16 protein-coding genes and 1 tRNA gene are annotated in these 16601 nt (G+C 45.9%); 6 read left to right on the forward strand and 11 right to left on the reverse strand.

The features are described from left to right. Positions 1-17: 17 nt before the first annotated feature. The 6 genes from serS to lrp all read right to left on the reverse strand — a co-directional run bounded on the left by serS (position 18) and on the right by lrp (position 7317). Positions 18-1304 carry a serine--tRNA ligase gene (serS, locus tag Q4Q54_RS03860; protein ID WP_311899139.1) on the reverse strand — a complete coding sequence of 429 codons (1287 nt, stop codon included), beginning with the start codon at positions 1302-1304 and terminating at the stop codon, positions 18-20. A gap of 18 nt (positions 1305-1322) precedes the next feature. After that, the gene (crcB, locus tag Q4Q54_RS03865; RefSeq protein WP_006081645.1) at positions 1323-1697 is read right to left on the reverse strand and encodes a fluoride efflux transporter CrcB; all 375 of its coding nucleotides are present in this window, start codon (positions 1695-1697) and stop codon (positions 1323-1325) included. Further along, the gene (locus Q4Q54_RS03870) at positions 1690-3021 is read right to left on the reverse strand and encodes a replication-associated recombination protein A (RefSeq protein ID WP_107947538.1); all 1332 of its coding nucleotides are present in this window, start codon (positions 3019-3021) and stop codon (positions 1690-1692) included. The genes crcB and Q4Q54_RS03870 overlap by 8 nt, the downstream gene beginning before the upstream one ends. An 8-nt stretch (positions 3022-3029) precedes the next feature. Next, positions 3030-3656 (reverse strand): outer membrane lipoprotein chaperone LolA, encoded by a 627-nt coding sequence (gene lolA / locus Q4Q54_RS03875; RefSeq protein WP_011846837.1) that lies wholly within the window; start codon positions 3654-3656, stop codon positions 3030-3032. A 56-nt stretch (positions 3657-3712) separates the two neighbouring features. Further along, positions 3713-6466 carry a DNA translocase FtsK 4TM domain-containing protein gene (locus Q4Q54_RS03880; protein WP_311899140.1) on the reverse strand — a complete coding sequence of 918 codons (2754 nt, stop codon included), beginning with the start codon at positions 6464-6466 and terminating at the stop codon, positions 3713-3715. A 344-nt stretch (positions 6467-6810) separates the two neighbouring features. Continuing rightward, positions 6811-7317, reverse strand: a complete 507-nt coding sequence (gene lrp / locus Q4Q54_RS03885) for a leucine-responsive transcriptional regulator Lrp (protein WP_006081649.1) — start codon at positions 7315-7317, stop codon at positions 6811-6813. A gap of 179 nt (positions 7318-7496) precedes the next feature. On the opposite strand from lrp, the gene ald reads away from it, so the two are divergent. After that, a complete protein-coding gene (gene ald, locus Q4Q54_RS03890; protein WP_300483231.1) occupies positions 7497-8612 on the forward strand; it encodes an alanine dehydrogenase in 1116 nt (371 codons plus the stop codon). 339 nt (positions 8613-8951) lie between these two features. Further along, a complete protein-coding gene (trxB, locus tag Q4Q54_RS03895) occupies positions 8952-9905 on the forward strand; it encodes a thioredoxin-disulfide reductase (RefSeq protein WP_106650516.1) in 954 nt (317 codons plus the stop codon). A gap of 117 nt (positions 9906-10022) precedes the next feature. Here trxB and rplT read toward each other — a convergent pair whose 3' ends face one another. The 4 genes from rplT to thrS form a co-directional block, all read right to left on the reverse strand. Beyond that, positions 10023-10379 carry a 50S ribosomal protein L20 gene (gene rplT, locus Q4Q54_RS03900; RefSeq protein WP_006081652.1) on the reverse strand — a complete coding sequence of 119 codons (357 nt, stop codon included), beginning with the start codon at positions 10377-10379 and terminating at the stop codon, positions 10023-10025. A 16-nt stretch (positions 10380-10395) separates the two neighbouring features. Next, entirely contained in the window at positions 10396-10590 is a 195-nt protein-coding gene (rpmI, locus tag Q4Q54_RS03905) for a 50S ribosomal protein L35 (RefSeq protein WP_106650517.1), read from the reverse strand. A gap of 84 nt (positions 10591-10674) precedes the next feature. Beyond that, the gene (gene infC / locus Q4Q54_RS03910; RefSeq protein WP_012089240.1) at positions 10675-11217 is read right to left on the reverse strand and encodes a translation initiation factor IF-3; all 543 of its coding nucleotides are present in this window, start codon (positions 11215-11217) and stop codon (positions 10675-10677) included. 3 nt (positions 11218-11220) lie between these two features. Next, positions 11221-13149 (reverse strand): threonine--tRNA ligase, encoded by a 1929-nt coding sequence (gene thrS, locus Q4Q54_RS03915; protein WP_011846833.1) that lies wholly within the window; start codon positions 13147-13149, stop codon positions 11221-11223. 291 nt (positions 13150-13440) lie between these two features. Here thrS and Q4Q54_RS03920 point away from each other — a divergent pair, with 291 nt between their 5' ends. Both Q4Q54_RS03920 and Q4Q54_RS03925 read left to right on the forward strand, forming a co-directional pair. Next, complete coding sequence (locus Q4Q54_RS03920) at positions 13441-13674, forward strand: hypothetical protein (RefSeq protein ID WP_311987750.1); 234 nt, start codon at positions 13441-13443, stop codon at positions 13672-13674. Between the two features lie 312 nt (positions 13675-13986). Then, entirely contained in the window at positions 13987-14187 is a 201-nt protein-coding gene (locus tag Q4Q54_RS03925; protein ID WP_311987751.1) for a CPXCG motif-containing cysteine-rich protein, read from the forward strand. 34 nt (positions 14188-14221) lie between these two features. Here the strand turns inward: Q4Q54_RS03925 and Q4Q54_RS03930 are convergent, their stop codons facing one another. Continuing rightward, positions 14222-14845: a riboflavin synthase subunit alpha gene (locus Q4Q54_RS03930; protein WP_311987752.1), complete on the reverse strand. Its 624-nt coding sequence runs from the start codon at positions 14843-14845 to the stop codon at positions 14222-14224. Between the two features lie 33 nt (positions 14846-14878). Here Q4Q54_RS03930 and Q4Q54_RS03935 point away from each other — a divergent pair, with 33 nt between their 5' ends. Both Q4Q54_RS03935 and Q4Q54_RS03940 read left to right on the forward strand, forming a co-directional pair. Beyond that, entirely contained in the window at positions 14879-16258 is a 1380-nt protein-coding gene (locus tag Q4Q54_RS03935) for an MATE family efflux transporter (RefSeq protein WP_311987753.1), read from the forward strand. Between the two features lie 254 nt (positions 16259-16512). Then, positions 16513-16589, forward strand: a tRNA-Val gene (locus tag Q4Q54_RS03940). Positions 16590-16601 lie beyond the last annotated feature (12 nt).

A 16601-nucleotide genomic window follows, 5' to 3' on the forward strand; every position in this document is an offset into this window, starting at 1 on the left:
TATTATCTTGCGTTCCATTAGCCTATTTGAGTCAAGCCGCCCATGTAGGGACGCAGCACTTCAGGGATTGTGATACTGCCATCGGCATTTTGATAGTTTTCTAAAATAGCCACTAAGGTACGACCCACAGCTAAACCTGAACCGTTTAAAGTATGCAGTAACGCGGGCTTATTATCAGCTTTCACGCGGTAGCGCGCTTGCATACGACGGGCTTGGAAATCCTTCATGTTTGAGCAAGAAGAAATTTCACGATAAGTGTTTTGTGCCGGTAACCAGACTTCGATGTCGTAGGTTTTGCTTGAGCCAAAGCCCATATCACCAGTACATAAAATCACAGTACGGTATGGCAGACCTAAACGTTGCAATACCGTTTCAGCATGACCTGTTAGCGCTTCGAGCGCCGCCATTGAATCTTCCGGCTTAACGATTTGCACCATTTCAACTTTATCGAACTGATGCTGACGGATCAGACCGCGAGTGTCTTTGCCGTATGAGCCCGCTTCGCTGCGGAAACACGCGGTATGCGCCGTTAACTTAATCGGCAGCTCGTCTTCATCAACAATGCTATCGCGCACTAAGTTGGTTAATGGCACTTCGGCCGTTGGGATCAAGCTTAAGCCTTGGCCTTCTTCGGTGGCAGGTTTAGTGTGGAACAAGTCTTCACCAAACTTAGGCAGTTGACCTGTGCCCAGCAAACTTGCTTCGTTAACCAGTAACGGCACATAGGCTTCGGTATAACCGTGCTCTGTGGTGTGCAAGTCCAGCATGAACTGACCAATGGCGCGGTTTAAGCGGGCAACTTGACCTTTCATTACGATAAAACGTGAGCCAGTGATTTTCACTGCATTTTTAAAATCTAAACCGTTTAGGCCTTCGCCTAAATCGATATGATCTTTAATTGGGAAATCAAACGTGCGTGGCGTGCCCCAGCGACGAACTTCAACGTTCTCCGTTTCATCGGCACCGATTGGCGCGGATTCGTCTGGCAGGTTGGGCATCGACATGGCAATGGCATTGACTTCTTCAAGCACGGCCGCCAGTTCAATCTTTCTGGCATCCAGCTGTGAACCTAAATCGCCCACTTGCGCCATGATCGCTTCAACATCTTCACCACGGGCTTTAGCTTGGCCAATGGATTTGGAGATGGCATTACGCGACGCTTGTAATTCTTCGGTAGCCACTTGCAGTGACTTACGCTTTTCTTCTAATTGAGTGAGGTGAGCTATGTCTAAAATAAAGCCACGGGTGGCCAGTCGCTCAGCGGTAACTTCTAATTCGTTGCGCAAAAATTTAGGATCTAACATGTGATATATTCTTAATAGTTAAATGCGAGAAAAAACCAGTTGCTGACCTAAGTACACCATGAATAAACATAGACTTAGATTCAACACCACATTCAAAGTCGCCTTCAGCCAATCCCCTTCTTGCAGCAGCAATAAGGTTTCATTAGAGAAAGTCGAAAACGTTGTCAAAGCGCCCAACAGGCCGATACCGATCAGCGCTTTGAGTTCTGGGCTGATATGACTCATTTGCCCCAGTGCGTAAATTACGCCCATTAAAAATGAACCGAGGACATTAACCAACAGTGTACCAAAAGGAAAACTGCTGCCAAATACTTGGATCATGAATATTGAAATAAGATAGCGAAAAACAGCCCCAATTGAACCACCTAGCGCCACAAGTAAGAGATTATTCATATCTTTTGTGCTCGCTGGCTTGATCTAACTGGGCTAATTGCGCCAACTTATCTTTGATTCGCTTCTCGAACCCTCGCTCAGTCGGAAAATAAAACTGCGCTGTTTGCAGGGATTCGGGGAAATAATTTTCACCACTGGCATAGGCATTGGCTTCATCATGGGCATATCGATACCCTGCTCCCATGCCAATGTCTTTCATTAACTGAGTCGGTGCATTGCGTAAATGGTGCGGCACTTCGACTTGCCCAGTATCGCGAGCTAACTCACGGGCGGCCTTAAATGCGGTATAGACAGCGTTACTCTTAGGCGCGCTGGCAAGATAAACAATGGCTTGTGCTATTGCTCGTTCACCTTCGGCTGGTCCAACACGGTGAAAACAATCCCAAGCATTAAGCGCGATGGTCATCGCCGCAGGATCGGCATTGCCGACATCTTCAGAGGCAATCGCCAGTAAGCGCCTTGCGACATACAGCGGATCGCCGCCGCCTTCTAATATTCGACAAAACCAATACAGCGCCGCATCGGGTGCTGAACCGCGAATTGATTTATGGACGGCTGAGATTAAATCGTAAAACTGATCGCCATTTTTATCGAATCCGGCAACTTGGTGCCCCGCCACTTGGATCAACATATCAGTGGTAAAGGTGCCACCGTCGATGAGCATATCACTCATCAACTCAATAAGATTTAAGGCTTTACGGGCATCACCATCACAAAGTTGTGCCAATGTGGTGAGCACATCGGTTGGCATCACAAATTGGCGTTGGCCTAAGCCACGCTCGGTATCGCTTAAGGCTTGAGTCACTATGTGGGCTATCTCATCATGGCTTAAGCGCTTGATAAGATAAACCCGTGCCCGCGAGAGCAAGGCATTGTTGATTTCAAATGACGGGTTTTCAGTGGTCGCACCGATAAAAATCACAGTGCCATCTTCAATAAATGGCAGAAAGGCATCCTGCTGGCTCTTATTGAATCGGTGGACTTCATCGACAAACAATAACGTGCGTTGACCACGGGATTCAGCCACGGCTTTCGCTTGCTCAATCGCCGCGCGAATATCTTTGACGCCAGAGGTGACCGCAGAGATGCGTTCAACGTGCGCATTTGAATAATGTGCGATTAATTCGGCTAAGGTCGTTTTACCTGTGCCCGGCGGCCCCCACAACATCATGGAATGGGCGCGTCCCGCTTCCAATGCTTTGCGTAGCGGCTGGCCTTCACCCAGTAAATGGGCTTGACCTATGTACTCGGCGATCGTTCTTGGCCGCATACGTGCGGCCAAGGGACGAAAGTCGGGGGCGAAATTAAAGGATAAACTGCTCACGCTATCGCCTAGTGCGCTGTTTTACGACGTTGATCATCAACATCGACATTGTCAGGCAGCACAAAGCTGAACAGCGCTTTGTCTTTATCGGTAATCGCTTGCTGATTGCTCAAATCAAATTGGCTCAAATTACCTTTGTCATCGGCAACATTAAAATTGGCTAACTGGGCATTTTTGAAACACACCTTGACAGACAATATGCCCGAATCAATCGCCTTAGGTTTGATCTCATAGCAGTCTTGTTGCTTAGTGACTGAATACTGTGACCAAGTGGCATCGTCGCGGTGGACTAACAAGGCTATAGGCGAAGCATTAATGGCTTCAGCAAAATCCATGATGACCACTTCTTCGGCGAAGGGATTGTAGATCCATAAATCTTTACCATCGGCGACAATTTGCGATTCATCGGGCTGAGTTAAATGCCAATAAAACTGATTTGGATACGCCAAGGCAAAAATACCAGAACCCGTCTGAATGACCTTTTTATTGACGTCAGTGACGGTTTGTTTGAAATCGGCTTTTAGTGATGCAGTACCAATCAGTTTGTCTCTGAGCTGCTGCGCATCATCGGCAAACACGGCCGCGCTAAATAGCAAAGGTGAAGCTAACAACACAGCGCATAATCGTTTTTTCATTTTATTCCTTACCCTGTAAAACCCTTGGGTGTATCAAAGCCACGCCTCAGCGCGGCTTAATAATGTTTTGGTGCCGGCGGCGCTAAGACCTCACGGTTACCGTTGTGGCCTTGAGCCGAAACGATACCTTGGGCTTCCATCTGTTCGATAATGCGCGCTGCACGGTTATAACCAATCTTAAATTTACGCTGTACGCTTGAAATCGAGCCGCGACGGGTTTCGGTCACAAAGGCGACGGCTTCATCGTAGAGTGGATCATATTCTTCATCGGTTTCTGCAGTTTCACCCGGAAGTAAGACTTGCTCGCCATCGCTGGCACCATTGAGAATTTCATCGATATATTGCGGTTTACCACGGGCGCACCAATCGGCAACGACGCGGTGAACTTCATGGTCATCAACAAAGGCACCATGGACACGGTTTGGAACTGCAGTACCCGGTGGCAGGAATAACATATCCCCCATACCGAGCAAGGTTTCAGCACCCTGTTGGTCTAAAATGGTGCGCGAATCGATACGCGATGACACTTGGAATGCCATACGTGTCGGAATGTTGGCTTTAATCAAGCCAGTAATCACATCCACTGACGGTCTTTGGGTTGCCAGAATCAAATGTATGCCTGCTGCACGGGCCTTTTGCGCGATACGGGCAATCAACTCTTCCACTTTTTTACCGACAATCATCATCATGTCGGCAAATTCATCGACCACGACAACAATCGATGGCAGCTTATCTAACGCAGGCGCTTCAGGCTCCATACTGTCGGATGACTTCCACATAGGATCTAAAATCACTTCGCCATTGGCTTTCGCCTCGGCAATTTTGGCGTTATAGCCCTTAATATTACGCACACCCATCATAGACATTAGCTTGTAGCGACGTTCCATCTCGCCCACACACCAGCGCAGTGCATTGGCGGCTTCTTTCATGTCGGTGACGACTTCACAGAGCAAATGCGGAATACCTTCATAGACAGACAATTCCAACATTTTGGGATCGATCATGATAAAGCGCACATCTTCTGGGCCCGACTTATACAGTAAGCTGGTGATCATCACGTTTACGCCCACTGACTTACCCGAACCTGTGGTACCCGCAACTAACAAATGCGGCATTTTTCCCAGGTCGACCACGACTGGATCGCCGGCGATATCTTGGCCTAACACCATAGTTAAATTGGATTTACTGTCGGTAAAGGCGGCGCAATCTAACACATCGCGCATAAACACGGTTTCACGGAATTTATTCGGCAATTCGAGTCCGACATAAGCCTTACCCGGAATAACTTCAACCACGCGCACACTTTCAGCTAGCAGTGAACGGGCTAAATCCTTTGACAGATTAGAGATTTTTGACGCTTTAACGCCAGGCGCTAATTCCAATTCGAAGCGGGTGATCACAGGCCCTGGGTACACACCCACCACATTGGCGATAATGTTGAAATCGGCCAACTTCACTTCAACTAGACGAGCGACTTGATCTAACTCTTCAGGGCTAATCGGGTTTTTCTTACGATCTGGCACATCAAGCAAATTGATACTTGGTAAGGGGTCCATGGGCTTTTTCGGTGCGGGTTTATCATCTTGCCCGGGTAGCACCACTATGCCATCCACAATTTTCGCTTTTTGATCTTGCTGCTTACGCTGGGCTTGATTCACAGCGCCCGTTGAGGCTTTTGTATCAAAATCAATGACGTCATCATCGGTAAAGCCTAAGCTTTCATCATCATCTTCCGCAAAGTTTTGGCTGTTAAAAACTGGCTCATTGTCGTCGTGATCGAATGCCTGCGAATTGAAATCGGCGCTTTCTTGTTCATCATGTCTTGCATCTTGGGCTTCGGTTAACCAAGGCGGCGCTTCAAAATTGCCATGGGCGGCCAAATCATCATGATCGATTTGAGGTTCAACCCTTTGTGTATTTTTGCTTTTACTGCCATTCAAACTCAAAATTTTTGCGAGTGCCGATAGCTTGTTTTTTTGCGGCGCAGCTTCTTCAGTATTGATGCTTTCGGTAATAAACCCTTCATCTGCGGCAGTAGACAGGGTTGGAGTTATTTCGGCTCTGCGGCCAATATGACGTTCACGCACCTTTGGCGTGGCAACGACTGGCGGCTTTTCAAGCACGTATTGTGATTCGCGGCGCTGTTTAAACTTGTCGACCACAGACATAAAACCACGGGTATCTTCGGTTTCACGCTCACGTTTCATCGCTTGCGGTAATAATTTAAGTTTCTTATAAATCCAAATAGAGATTAAGCCGATTTTCTCGACCACGGTCAGCCAGCTGATCCCCGTCAACAGGGTAAAGCCAGAACCTAAGAAGCACAGCAGCAATAAGGTGGTGCCGAGTTTATTAAAATACGGCAGCATGGCTTGGCCGATCACATCGCCCGCCACCCCGCCTGCCGAAAACTCGTAGATATTGTTGGCGTTCATACTCGCCAGCGCAGAAAACCCAAGGATGATCAGTAAAAATCCAATCAATCTCAGGGCCACTGAAAAGTAATCAACTTCGAGCAAATGATGGGCGCGTTTGAACAGCAGCCAGCCGGTCGACGCAACAATGATTGGCATGATGTAAGCCGTGACGCCGAAGAAATATAACAGAATATCGGCTATCCAAGCCCCTACTGCTCCGGTCCAGTTTTTAATATCGCCTTGAAAATGCGACTGACTCCAACCAGGATCAGACGGACTAAAACTCGTCAATGCGAGCAAAATATAAGTGGCGAGGACACAACAAATGATGAGTCCGCCTTCCAGCAGACGTTGCAGGCCAGTGAGCGTGCGTACACTATTTCCTTGAGACAAACGACGTAATCCATAAAAAGTGAAAACAGGTGGCCTAACGATACCAGAATCCCACTAAATGTGGAGCACATTAGCCTGTTTTTCTGTGCAGAATTGGCCATGATTGGCAAAAATTAACCTATTGGGGTGTTTAAGTGTGCTTTTGGAGAGGAATGAGTTATTACACAAACACTTCCGTTAACAACTCTGCTTAAAAATGCCACAAAAATAAGCCCCTAAGTTGGCGAACTTAAGGGCTATAACAAGGTTAGTCGTCGTAGGTGTTAAACGGGATAGTTGTGCTGACTTAAACAATAAATAAGGGGCCTAAGCCCCTTATTGTAAAACCAAACAATCAGGGTAATTTAGATATCTGAGAGTAGATGATTTATCGCTACGCGACTGGTGTGTTTAACCTCTTCCATCACGACATAAGTCCGCGTGTCGGAAACAGAAGGTAATTTCAACAAGGTTTCACCTAACAAGCGACGATAAGCCGACATATCTGAAACACGAGTTTTCAGTAAGTAGTCAAAATCGCCTGAAACCAGATGACATTCTTGAATGTCGTCGAGTAACTGCACTGCACGGTTAAACTTATCAAACACTTCGGGAGTATCACGGCTTAAGGTGATTTCCACGAATACCAGTAGGGATGCACCCAGGAAATGAGGATTGACCAATGCGGTATAGCCATTGATATAACCTTGCTTTTCGAGTCGTTTCACTCTTTCTAAACACGGAGTTGGACTAAGTCCGACTCTTTTTGATAATTCCACATTAGAAATGCGGCCATCAAGTTGTAATTCGTTAAGAATGTTGCGATCGATGCGATCCAAGTCTTTTACAGGACTCTTTTTATTATATGCCATTTATTTAACCTTGCTTTATCACTAAAACAACATTTTATTCTACGTATGCCGAAAGTTCAGCAGCATAAACTGCGTCGCCGATACTATACTAGATATCCCTGAATTAATCACGTTCAGGTCACGATAAAATAACAATTATGCCCATTAAAAGTGGGTTTTCAGGCAATTGAGGCTCAAAGATGATTATTGGTGTTCCCAAGGAAATTAAAAACCACGAATATCGTGTCGGTATGGTTCCTTCTAGCGTTCGCGAGTTAGCGATCAAAGGTCACGAAGTTTTTGTAGAAACAAATGCTGGCACAGGTATCGGTTTTTCAGATCAAGATTATATTGATGCTGGCGCCACAATTTTAGCGACTGCAGCTGAAGTTTTCGCTAAAGCGCAGATGATTGTAAAAGTAAAAGAGCCTCAAGCAGTTGAACGCGCTATGTTGCGTCACGATCAGATTTTATTTACTTATCTGCATCTTGCGCCAGATTTACCGCAAACTGAAGATTTAATTAAAAGTGGTGCCGTATGTATCGCTTACGAAACTGTGACTGACGACCGTGGTGGCCTGCCCCTACTTGCCCCAATGTCAGAAGTTGCTGGCCGTATGTCAATCCAAGCTGGCGCTATGGCATTAGAGAAATCTTCTGGTGGTCGCGGTATGTTACTGGGCGGCGTTCCAGGTGTTGAACCTGCTAAAGTCGTGATCATTGGCGGCGGTATGGTCGGTACTAACGCTGCACAAATGGCGGTTGGCATGGGTGCAGATGTGGTTGTACTTGACCGTAGCATTGATGCACTGCGTCGCTTAAATGTGCAATTCGGCTCTGCCGTAAAAGCCATTTACTCTACTGCTGATGCGATTGAACGTCATGTTATTGAAGCCGATCTTGTGATCGGTGGCGTACTGATCCCAGGTGCTGCGGCACCTAAATTGGTTACCCGTAGCATGATTTCACGTATGAAGCCGGGCAGTGCTATCGTTGACGTAGCAATCGATCAAGGCGGCTGTGTTGAAACTTCACACGCAACCACTCACCAAGATCCGACTTATATCGTTGACGATGTTGTGCATTATTGCGTGGCAAACATGCCAGGTGCGGTTGCTCGCACTTCAACTTTCGCACTAAATAATGCAACGCTACCGTATATTCTTAAGTTAGCTAACTTAGGCTATAAAGAAGCGCTGTTGCAAGACAAGCACTTACTCAATGGCTTAAACGTGATGCACGGTAAAGTGGTCTGTAAGGAAGTGGCTCACGCCCTGAATCTAGCGTTCACCTCTCCAGTTGCATTATTGGCATAAGCGTTTAATTAGCTTAAGCTTTCGATGTAATATTGCGTTTGATTTACCTAGCAAATGATCCAAATCGGCCTCAACCCTGTTGAAGCCGATTTTTTATTGGCTGAACTGAAATTAAAGCATGCGAATTGATAACATCCCGTTTATCAACATGTCTGGTGCTTTCACTCGTCATGCCCGCCTAAGCCATTTAATTCACCGTAGTAAAGTTAAACTGACACTCTGAATACCAAAGCGCACTGACTCGATTAGCGCAATCTAAAAGAATCACCCTTCAACACTTTACCCCCACAGGTAAATTCCCTACAATCCTTGCAATTTGCTAAAGGCACGGAGATAAACATGAGCCAGATCAGACATTGTAACTTATTGATTTTGGGTTCAGGCCCAGCAGGATATACCGCAGCTGTTTATGCTGCGCGTGCGAATTTAAAACCTGTGATGATCACAGGTATGCAGCAAGGTGGTCAATTGACCACTACGACTGAAGTTGAAAACTGGCCAGGTGACGCGGATGACTTAACGGGTCCAGCGTTAATGGAACGTATGCAAAAGCATGCAGAAAAGTTCGATACTGAAATCTTGTTCGATCACATCAACGAAGTGACTCTAACTGAGCGCCCTTTCCGTTTGAAAGGCGATAACGGCGAGTACACCTGTGATGCGTTGATCATCGCAACTGGCGCTTCTGCCCGTTACTTAGGATTAGAGTCAGAAGAAGCATTCAAGGGCCGTGGCGTATCAGCCTGTGCGACCTGTGATGGTTTCTTCTATCGCAATCAAAAAGTCGCTGTGATCGGTGGCGGTAACACTGCCGTTGAAGAAGCATTGTACTTAAGCAATATTGCCGCTGAAGTGCATTTGATCCACCGTCGTGACACCTTCCGCTCAGAAAAAATCTTAATCGACCGTCTGATGGACAAAGTCGCCAATGGCAACATCATCCTTCATTTAGATCAAACCATGGATGAAGTGGTTGGTGATGCTATGGGTGTGACAGGCCTTAAGATGAAGAGCACTAAAGATGGCTCAATTACCGACTTAGCCGTTGCTGGAGTGTTCGTCGCGATTGGTCACAGCCCTAATACCGGTATTTTTGAAGGCCAGTTGGAAATGAACCACGGTTATTTAAAAGTACAAAGCGGTTTGCAAGGTAACGCCACGCAAACCAGTATCGAAGGTGTTTATGCTTGTGGTGATGTGATGGACCAACATTATCGTCAAGCGATTACTTCTGCGGGCACAGGCTGTATGGCCGCACTCGATGCAGAGCGTTATTTAGACGCTAAAAAGTAATTAAACTCTAAACTTTTTTCAACGAATAGCAGGCTTGGCCTGCTATTTTTTTAGCTAAAAATGACACATAAAAAAAGGGACCAAATGGTCCCTTCTCTACAGCAACAAACTAATTTCTTAGTTTAACGCTTCTTTTGCTTTTTCAACTAAAGTTGCAAATACAACTTTATCGAATACAGCGATGTCAGCCAAAATCTTACGATCGATTTCGATAGACGCCTTTTTCAGACCGTTGATGAAACGGCTGTAAGACAGACCATTTTGACGAGCAGCAGCATTAATACGTGCAATCCAAAGTTGACGGAATTGACGTTTTTTCTGACGACGGTCACGGTAAGCATATTGACCAGCTTTAGTTACTGCTTGAACAGCAACACGGTAAGTACGGCTACGAGCGCCATAATAACCTTTAGCCAGTTTTAAAACTTTCTTGTGACGAGCACGAGCGGTTACACCACGCTTAACTCTTGGCATTTTCTAATCTCCTAAATTAAGCGTAAGGTAATTGACGCGCGATTGCTGGAACGTCAGCTTTTGCAACTAAACATTTAGCACGTAAATGACGTTTACGTTTAGTGCTTTTTTTCGTCAAAATGTGACGTAAGTGTGCTTGCTTGCGCTTGAAACCATTAGCGGTTTTCTTAAAACGCTTCGCTACACCCTTGTCTGTTTTCATTTTAGGCATTTCTAAAACTCCGCATTGGGATGTTTAATAAAAAGCAAGGCGAGCAAAGGCCATAGACCTTCGCTACTTTAAGTTTTGCCCTACTTATTTCTTTTTAGGCGCTAGCACCATAATTGCTTGTCGACCTTCCATTTTCGGGAAAGATTCAACAACCGCATACTCGTCCAAATCAGCCTTGATACGGTTCAATAGATCCATACCTAGGTTTTGGTGTGCCATTTCGCGACCTCGGAAACGAAGCGTAATCTTCGCTTTGTCCCCGTCTTCCAGAAAACGTATCAGGTTGCGTAGTTTTACCTGATAGTCGTTTTCGTCAGTTCCAGGACGGAATTTAATTTCCTTAACCTGAACCTGCTTTTGCTTCTTCTTTTGTTCCTTGGCTGACTTAGCCTTATCAAAAAGGAACTTACCGTAGTCCATAATGCGACATACTGGAGGTTCAGCATTTGGGCTGATTTCTACTAGGTCTACACCTGCTTCATCTGCCAAATTCTGAGCATCTCTGATGCTTACCACACCAATAGCTTCACCATCAATGCCTGTTAAACGTACTTCTGGTACGCCTGTGATTTCTTCATTGATTCTATTAGGGGCCGGCTGACGCCCTGCTGTTTTTTTGATCTTTATGACCTATTCCTCCAACAATTTGAGACTACGGAGCGAAATCTGTTGATGGATTTTAGTGGCGAAATCTTCAAGTCGCATCTTACCTAAATCGATACCATCACGGGTACGCACCGCTACTTCCTTATTTTCCATTTCTTGATCGCCAACGACCAACAAATAAGGGACACGCCTTAAGGTGTGCTCGCGTATTTTAAAGCCTATTTTCTCATTCCTCAAGTCAAAAGACGCTCGAATACCTTGTTCTTTGAAGAATTTTACGACTTCTTCAACATAATCAGCCTGTTTATCGGTGATATTCATCACGACAACTTGCATTGGGGCTAACCAAGTTGGGAAACGTCCTGCATATTCTTCTATCAAGATACCCAAGAATCGTTCCAAAGAGCCTAAAATGGCACGATGGATCATCACTGGGGTCTGACGGCTATTATCTTCGGCAACGTAAGTTGCACCAAGACGGCTTGGCAACGCATAATCGAGCTGCACAGTACCACATTGCCACGCACGGTCCAAACAATCGTGTAAAGTAAATTCGATTTTTGGTCCGTAGAACGCGCCTTCACCCGGCAAAATGGTGAATTCAATATTATTGTCACGCAGAGCTTGCTTAAGCGCTTCTTCCGCTCTGTCCCACATCGCATCGTCACCGATACGTTTTTCTGGGCGAGTCGACAGTTTCACCACGATATTTTCAAAGCCGAAGGTGGCGTATGTATCGTAAACCATCTGGATACAAGCACTCACTTCCTCTTGAACTTGGCTGTCAGTACAGAAAATATGGGCGTCGTCTTGGGTAAAGCCACGTACGCGCATTAATCCGTGTAACGAACCAGAAGGTTCATTACGGTGACAGCAACCAAACTCAGCCATACGTAATGGCAGGTCGCGGTAAGATTTCAACCCTTGGTTGAAGATCTGCACGTGGCCTGGGCAGTTCATTGGCTTGATAGCATATTCGCGGTTTTCACTGCTGGTCGTGAACATGGCTTCTGAGTATTTATCCCAGTGACCAGAACGTTCCCACAACACGCGGTCCATCATTAATGGGCCTTTCACTTCTTGGTAAGTGTATTGGTTTAACTTACGGCGAATGAATCTTTCTAATTCGAGGAAGATGCTCCAACCGTCGTTATGCCAGAACACCATACCCGGTGCTTCTTCTTGCATGTGATACAAGTCGAGCTGCTTACCGATTTTACGGTGGTCACGCTTAGCCGCTTCTTCAAGACGGGTTAAGTGTGTGCTCAAGGCTTTTTTGTCAGCCCAAGCAGTACCATAGATACGTTGCAACATCTTGTTTTCTGAGTTGCCACGCCAGTAAGCGCCAGCAATGCTCATTAATTTGAAATGTTGGCAGAAACGCATGTTAGGCACGTGCGGTCCACGACACATGTCTGTGTATTCTTCGTGATGATACAGCGCAGGCGTCGCGTCTTTGCTGATGTTCTCATCCAGAATGGCAATCTTATAATCTTCGCCGCGCGCAGCGAATGTATCGCGCGCTTCTTGCCAGCTAACCACACGTTTTACAACGTCATAGTTAGTTTTTGCCAGTTGAAGCATGCGCTTTTCTAAGGCGTCGATGTCATCTTGAGTCAACTTGTGCTCAAGGTCGATATCATAGTAGAAGCCGTTATCGATAACTGGACCAATCGCCATCTTGGTTTCTGGCCACATTTGCTTAATCGCGTGACCTAATAAATGTGCGCAAGAATGGCGAAGAATTTCAACACCTTCTTCGTCTTTGGCGGTAATGATTGATAGCTCTGCATCGGTTTCAATGAGATCGCAAGCATCTTTTAATTCGCCATTAACACGGCCAGCGATACAAGCTTTCGCTAAACCTGGGCCAATATCGGCGGCAACATCGAGGGTCGATACAGCATGAGCAAACTCGCGTTTGCTACCATCGGGAAGTGTAATTACAGGCATGAAATGTCCTTTCCAGTGGTGACCCACACGTAGGGCCACTTGGTTTTAGTTAATGTAAGAGAAATGCTCGCTAGGTTAAGACAGTACAGGAGTCTTAGCCGCCTTGCGTAGCAGGGCGTTTATTCTAAGGGATTGTAGCTAAAAGGCGCAAGCATATTGGCCAGAATTGGGATTGAAAGCAAAAAGCAAATTCATGATTTTGCAGTGTCTTGGTAACTTAGCGGTCATCTAACTCCCCTATTCTGGCGCCAGTTTATTAGCCATCACTGAAAACATGACAAGGGAGTTGATATGTTGAACTGCATTCTACTGGCTGTGGCACTCACGAACACAGCCGCCGCTTTACCTGAGCCGCAGCATATAAGTACAAACGAACCTAAGATCGATACTCAAGTATTACTCGTTGATATTAAAAGTGAGCTTGAGCTACAGATGCAGCGTTTAACGCTGGATATTACCCAAAATGCCCGCGATGGCGTGTTACACAGCAGCGAAATGGAAGGGTTAGTCACGGTTAAGGACTAAATGCTAAAAGGGTTATTGATCCACTAAGCAAAGCATTTAACCAGAAGGTCTATCATGCTGCCTTTTGAGACCGACTTCGTCTAAGTCAGCGCACTGCACTCTGCTGTATACTCAAATAGGAAGCACTTAAATAAAGTACTCGAATAGGACGAACATAAACAGCACTCAGGTTTGCAAAGCCAACGCGCACAACAATAGGTGCGATGAACGAACTAAGTGTGAGATGTGCTGATTGAACTGAGCGATTAGCTCTATTCTATTGGGGCTCTGCTCTATTGTGGCTTTCTTCTATTAGCTATAAGGAGTTACACCATGAAAGTCATGAACAAAGTGATTGCTTGTCCCCACTGCGGGCACCACCAACATATCAGTATTGATGCCAGCTGCGGAGATCAAGATTATTACGATGATTGTCGAATTTGTTGTAATCCCATTCATTTACGCTTACATATCGATGAGTCGAGACGTACCGTGGAGCTGTATATCGGCTCGGACGACGAGCAAATATATTAAATGAGATTGTACTAAAGGCGATGATGAAACGAGCCTAACAGGCTTGCTCGTTAAAACGTCTCGCCAGCACGCGCTCGACTGTGTCAACGATAACTTGTGTTTGGCTATCGATCTCAATGTTGAGTTCATCACCCACTTTACACTGACTTAAATTGGTCAGCTTTAGGGTTTCGGGAATTAAGTGTAACTTAAAACCGGAGTCACTCACCTCGCCTACCGTTAAGCTGCAACCGTTAACGCCAACAAAACCTTTATGAAAAATGTAATCCATCCATTTAGGTTCAATGCCCAGTGTCAGATCATAATGCTGTTCTGTGTGGCTGATATCGACAACTTTAGCCTTAGTATGAATATGGCCGGAGAGAATGTGACCACCAATTTCACTACCGAAAGTTAACGAACGCTCAACATTAACGCTTTGACCTATAGACATATTAGCCAGATTCGTTAGTCGCAAGGTCTCTTCCACTACGTCGAAAAATACCCTATCATCAACCACCTGAGTCACAGTTAGACATACCCCGTTATTTGCCACACTTGCACCAATCGCAAGTCCCTCATGCAAATCAGGTTCAAATGCTACCTCAAGGGTATTTAGGCCATCTTTCTTATGTATTGCGACCACCTCGCAGGTGGCTTGTACTATACCTGTAAACATTTTTTGCTCGCTTAATCGTTAAAGGCTGTATTTATGAATAATTCAGGCTATCAAGCCAAACGTTTAATCCAATTGGCGCTGCCGGTGCTAATAGCTCAGGTCACTCAGACCATGATGGGCTTTATTGATACCGTTATGGCGGGTCGTGTTAGTGCGGTCGATATGGCCGCTGTTGCGGTCGGCACTAGTCTTTGGTTACCCGCTATTCTGTTCGTCCAAGGTTTGCTGATGGCTTTTACACCTTTATTTGCCCACTACAATGGAGCGAATAATCAAAAAGCCATCCAACCTTTGGCCTTTCAAGGGGCCTATCTTGCCATCATTGGCGGGATTGGCGTGATGATTTTCCTCGCATCAGCGCCCTTTGTACTTGGCCATATGGATTTAGAACCCGAATTATACCGCTTAACCATTGGATATCTCGACGGTATTTTATGGGGCGCGCCCGCATTTGTGCTTTACCAAGTGCTGCGCGGCTGTAGTGAAGGGATTTCTTATACGTTACCTACAATGGTCATTGGCTTTGTCGGCTTAGCGGTGAACATACCCGCCAACTACATCTTTATTTACGGACACTTTGGCGTACCTCCGATGGGCGGTGCAGGCTGCGGTATTGCCACTGCCTTGGTTTTTTGGGCCATGCTGATTGCCATGACTATTTATATGCAAGTACATAAGAAATTTGCGGCCTTAGCTCCTTTCAGTAAATTTCATCGTCCTGACTTTGAAACGATGAAAAAAATGACCAAACTCGGTATGCCGATAGCAATGGCGCTGTTTTTTGAAGTGAGTTTATTTGCCATTATTGCGTTGTTACTCGCCCCATTAGGTGCAACTGTGGTGGCAAGTCACCAGATAGCACTGAACTTTTCTGCGATTGTATTTATGCTGCCGTTGTCTATTGGTATCGCAGTATCGATTCGAATTGGCTATTACTTGGGTCGCGATCGTGCTGATATTTCTGCAGTGGTCGCCAAAGTGGGTTTATGGTTAGCGCTATCCCTTGCATTATCAACTGCAGTCTTGACCGTCATTTTTAGATTCCAGATTGCAGAGCTTTATAATGGTGATCCTGAAGTGGTCGCTTTAGCCGGCAGCTTGATGTTAATGGCGGCACTGTATCAATTATCGGATTCAGTCCAAGTGGTTGCCGCCGGAGCCCTACGTGGTTATAAAGATACCCGCAGTGCCTTTTATATCACGCTGTTTTCCTATTGGGGCATAGGTATGTCACTCGGCTATACCTTGGCTTATACGGATCATATCGTTCCTGCCATGGGCGCACACGGTTTTTGGACCGGATTGATTGCAGGTCTCACCTCGGCGGCGCTGCTATTTTTCATTCGACTGCGTTACATCCAAAAACATGGTGTGCATTTAAGCCTGATTGAAGGCGACAGTGTGCATCACTAATCGGATAGGCAAGATTCAAAGCAACGGCGAGCATTAAGCTCGCCGTTTTGTTTATGTCTTCGTGGTTTGACGTGCTCAGTAAGTCTAACTTGCCGTTATATCAACAACTTTGTTGAAACACTGGACAAGTTGCACAGCAATTCACCATTTGACGACAAATTTGATTTTTTTGCTTGCCAGCCCTGCGCTATGCCCCTAATATAGCGCTCGTTCCAAGGCGCAACGCTTTTGAATAGCAAGTTAATATTTACGATGCACCCGTAGCTCAGTTGGTTAGAGCACTACCTTGACATGGTAGGGGTCGGTGGTTCGAGTCCACTCGGGTGTACCACTCTATTCAAAG

It is taken from the genome of Shewanella sp. SP2S2-4 (assembly GCF_031932025.1).
In the GTDB taxonomy this organism is placed as follows: domain Bacteria; phylum Pseudomonadota; class Gammaproteobacteria; order Enterobacterales; family Shewanellaceae; genus Shewanella; species Shewanella baltica.

Excerpts from the sequence above, each read along its gene's own strand:
- Q4Q54_RS03920 (WP_311987750.1), top strand. The coding sequence starts at position 13,441 with ATGTTGAACTGCATTCTACTGGCTGTGGCACTCACGAACACAGCCGCC.
- ald (WP_300483231.1), top strand. The coding sequence starts at position 7,497 with ATGATTATTGGTGTTCCCAAGGAAATTAAAAACCACGAATATCGTGTC.
- lrp (WP_006081649.1), bottom strand. The coding sequence starts at position 7,317 with ATGGCATATAATAAAAAGAGTCCTGTAAAAGACTTGGATCGCATCGAT.
- Q4Q54_RS03925 (WP_311987751.1), top strand. The coding sequence starts at position 13,987 with ATGAAAGTCATGAACAAAGTGATTGCTTGTCCCCACTGCGGGCACCAC.
- crcB (WP_006081645.1), bottom strand. The coding sequence starts at position 1,697 with ATGAATAATCTCTTACTTGTGGCGCTAGGTGGTTCAATTGGGGCTGTT.
- rpmI (WP_106650517.1), bottom strand. The coding sequence starts at position 10,590 with ATGCCTAAAATGAAAACAGACAAGGGTGTAGCGAAGCGTTTTAAGAAA.
- serS (WP_311899139.1), bottom strand. The coding sequence starts at position 1,304 with ATGTTAGATCCTAAATTTTTGCGCAACGAATTAGAAGTTACCGCTGAG.
- rplT (WP_006081652.1), bottom strand. The coding sequence starts at position 10,379 with ATGCCAAGAGTTAAGCGTGGTGTAACCGCTCGTGCTCGTCACAAGAAA.
- trxB (WP_106650516.1), top strand. The coding sequence starts at position 8,952 with ATGAGCCAGATCAGACATTGTAACTTATTGATTTTGGGTTCAGGCCCA.
- Q4Q54_RS03935 (WP_311987753.1), top strand. The coding sequence starts at position 14,879 with ATGAATAATTCAGGCTATCAAGCCAAACGTTTAATCCAATTGGCGCTG.
- thrS (WP_011846833.1), bottom strand. The coding sequence starts at position 13,149 with ATGCCTGTAATTACACTTCCCGATGGTAGCAAACGCGAGTTTGCTCAT.
- lolA (WP_011846837.1), bottom strand. The coding sequence starts at position 3,656 with ATGAAAAAACGATTATGCGCTGTGTTGTTAGCTTCACCTTTGCTATTT.
- Q4Q54_RS03930 (WP_311987752.1), bottom strand. The coding sequence starts at position 14,845 with ATGTTTACAGGTATAGTACAAGCCACCTGCGAGGTGGTCGCAATACAT.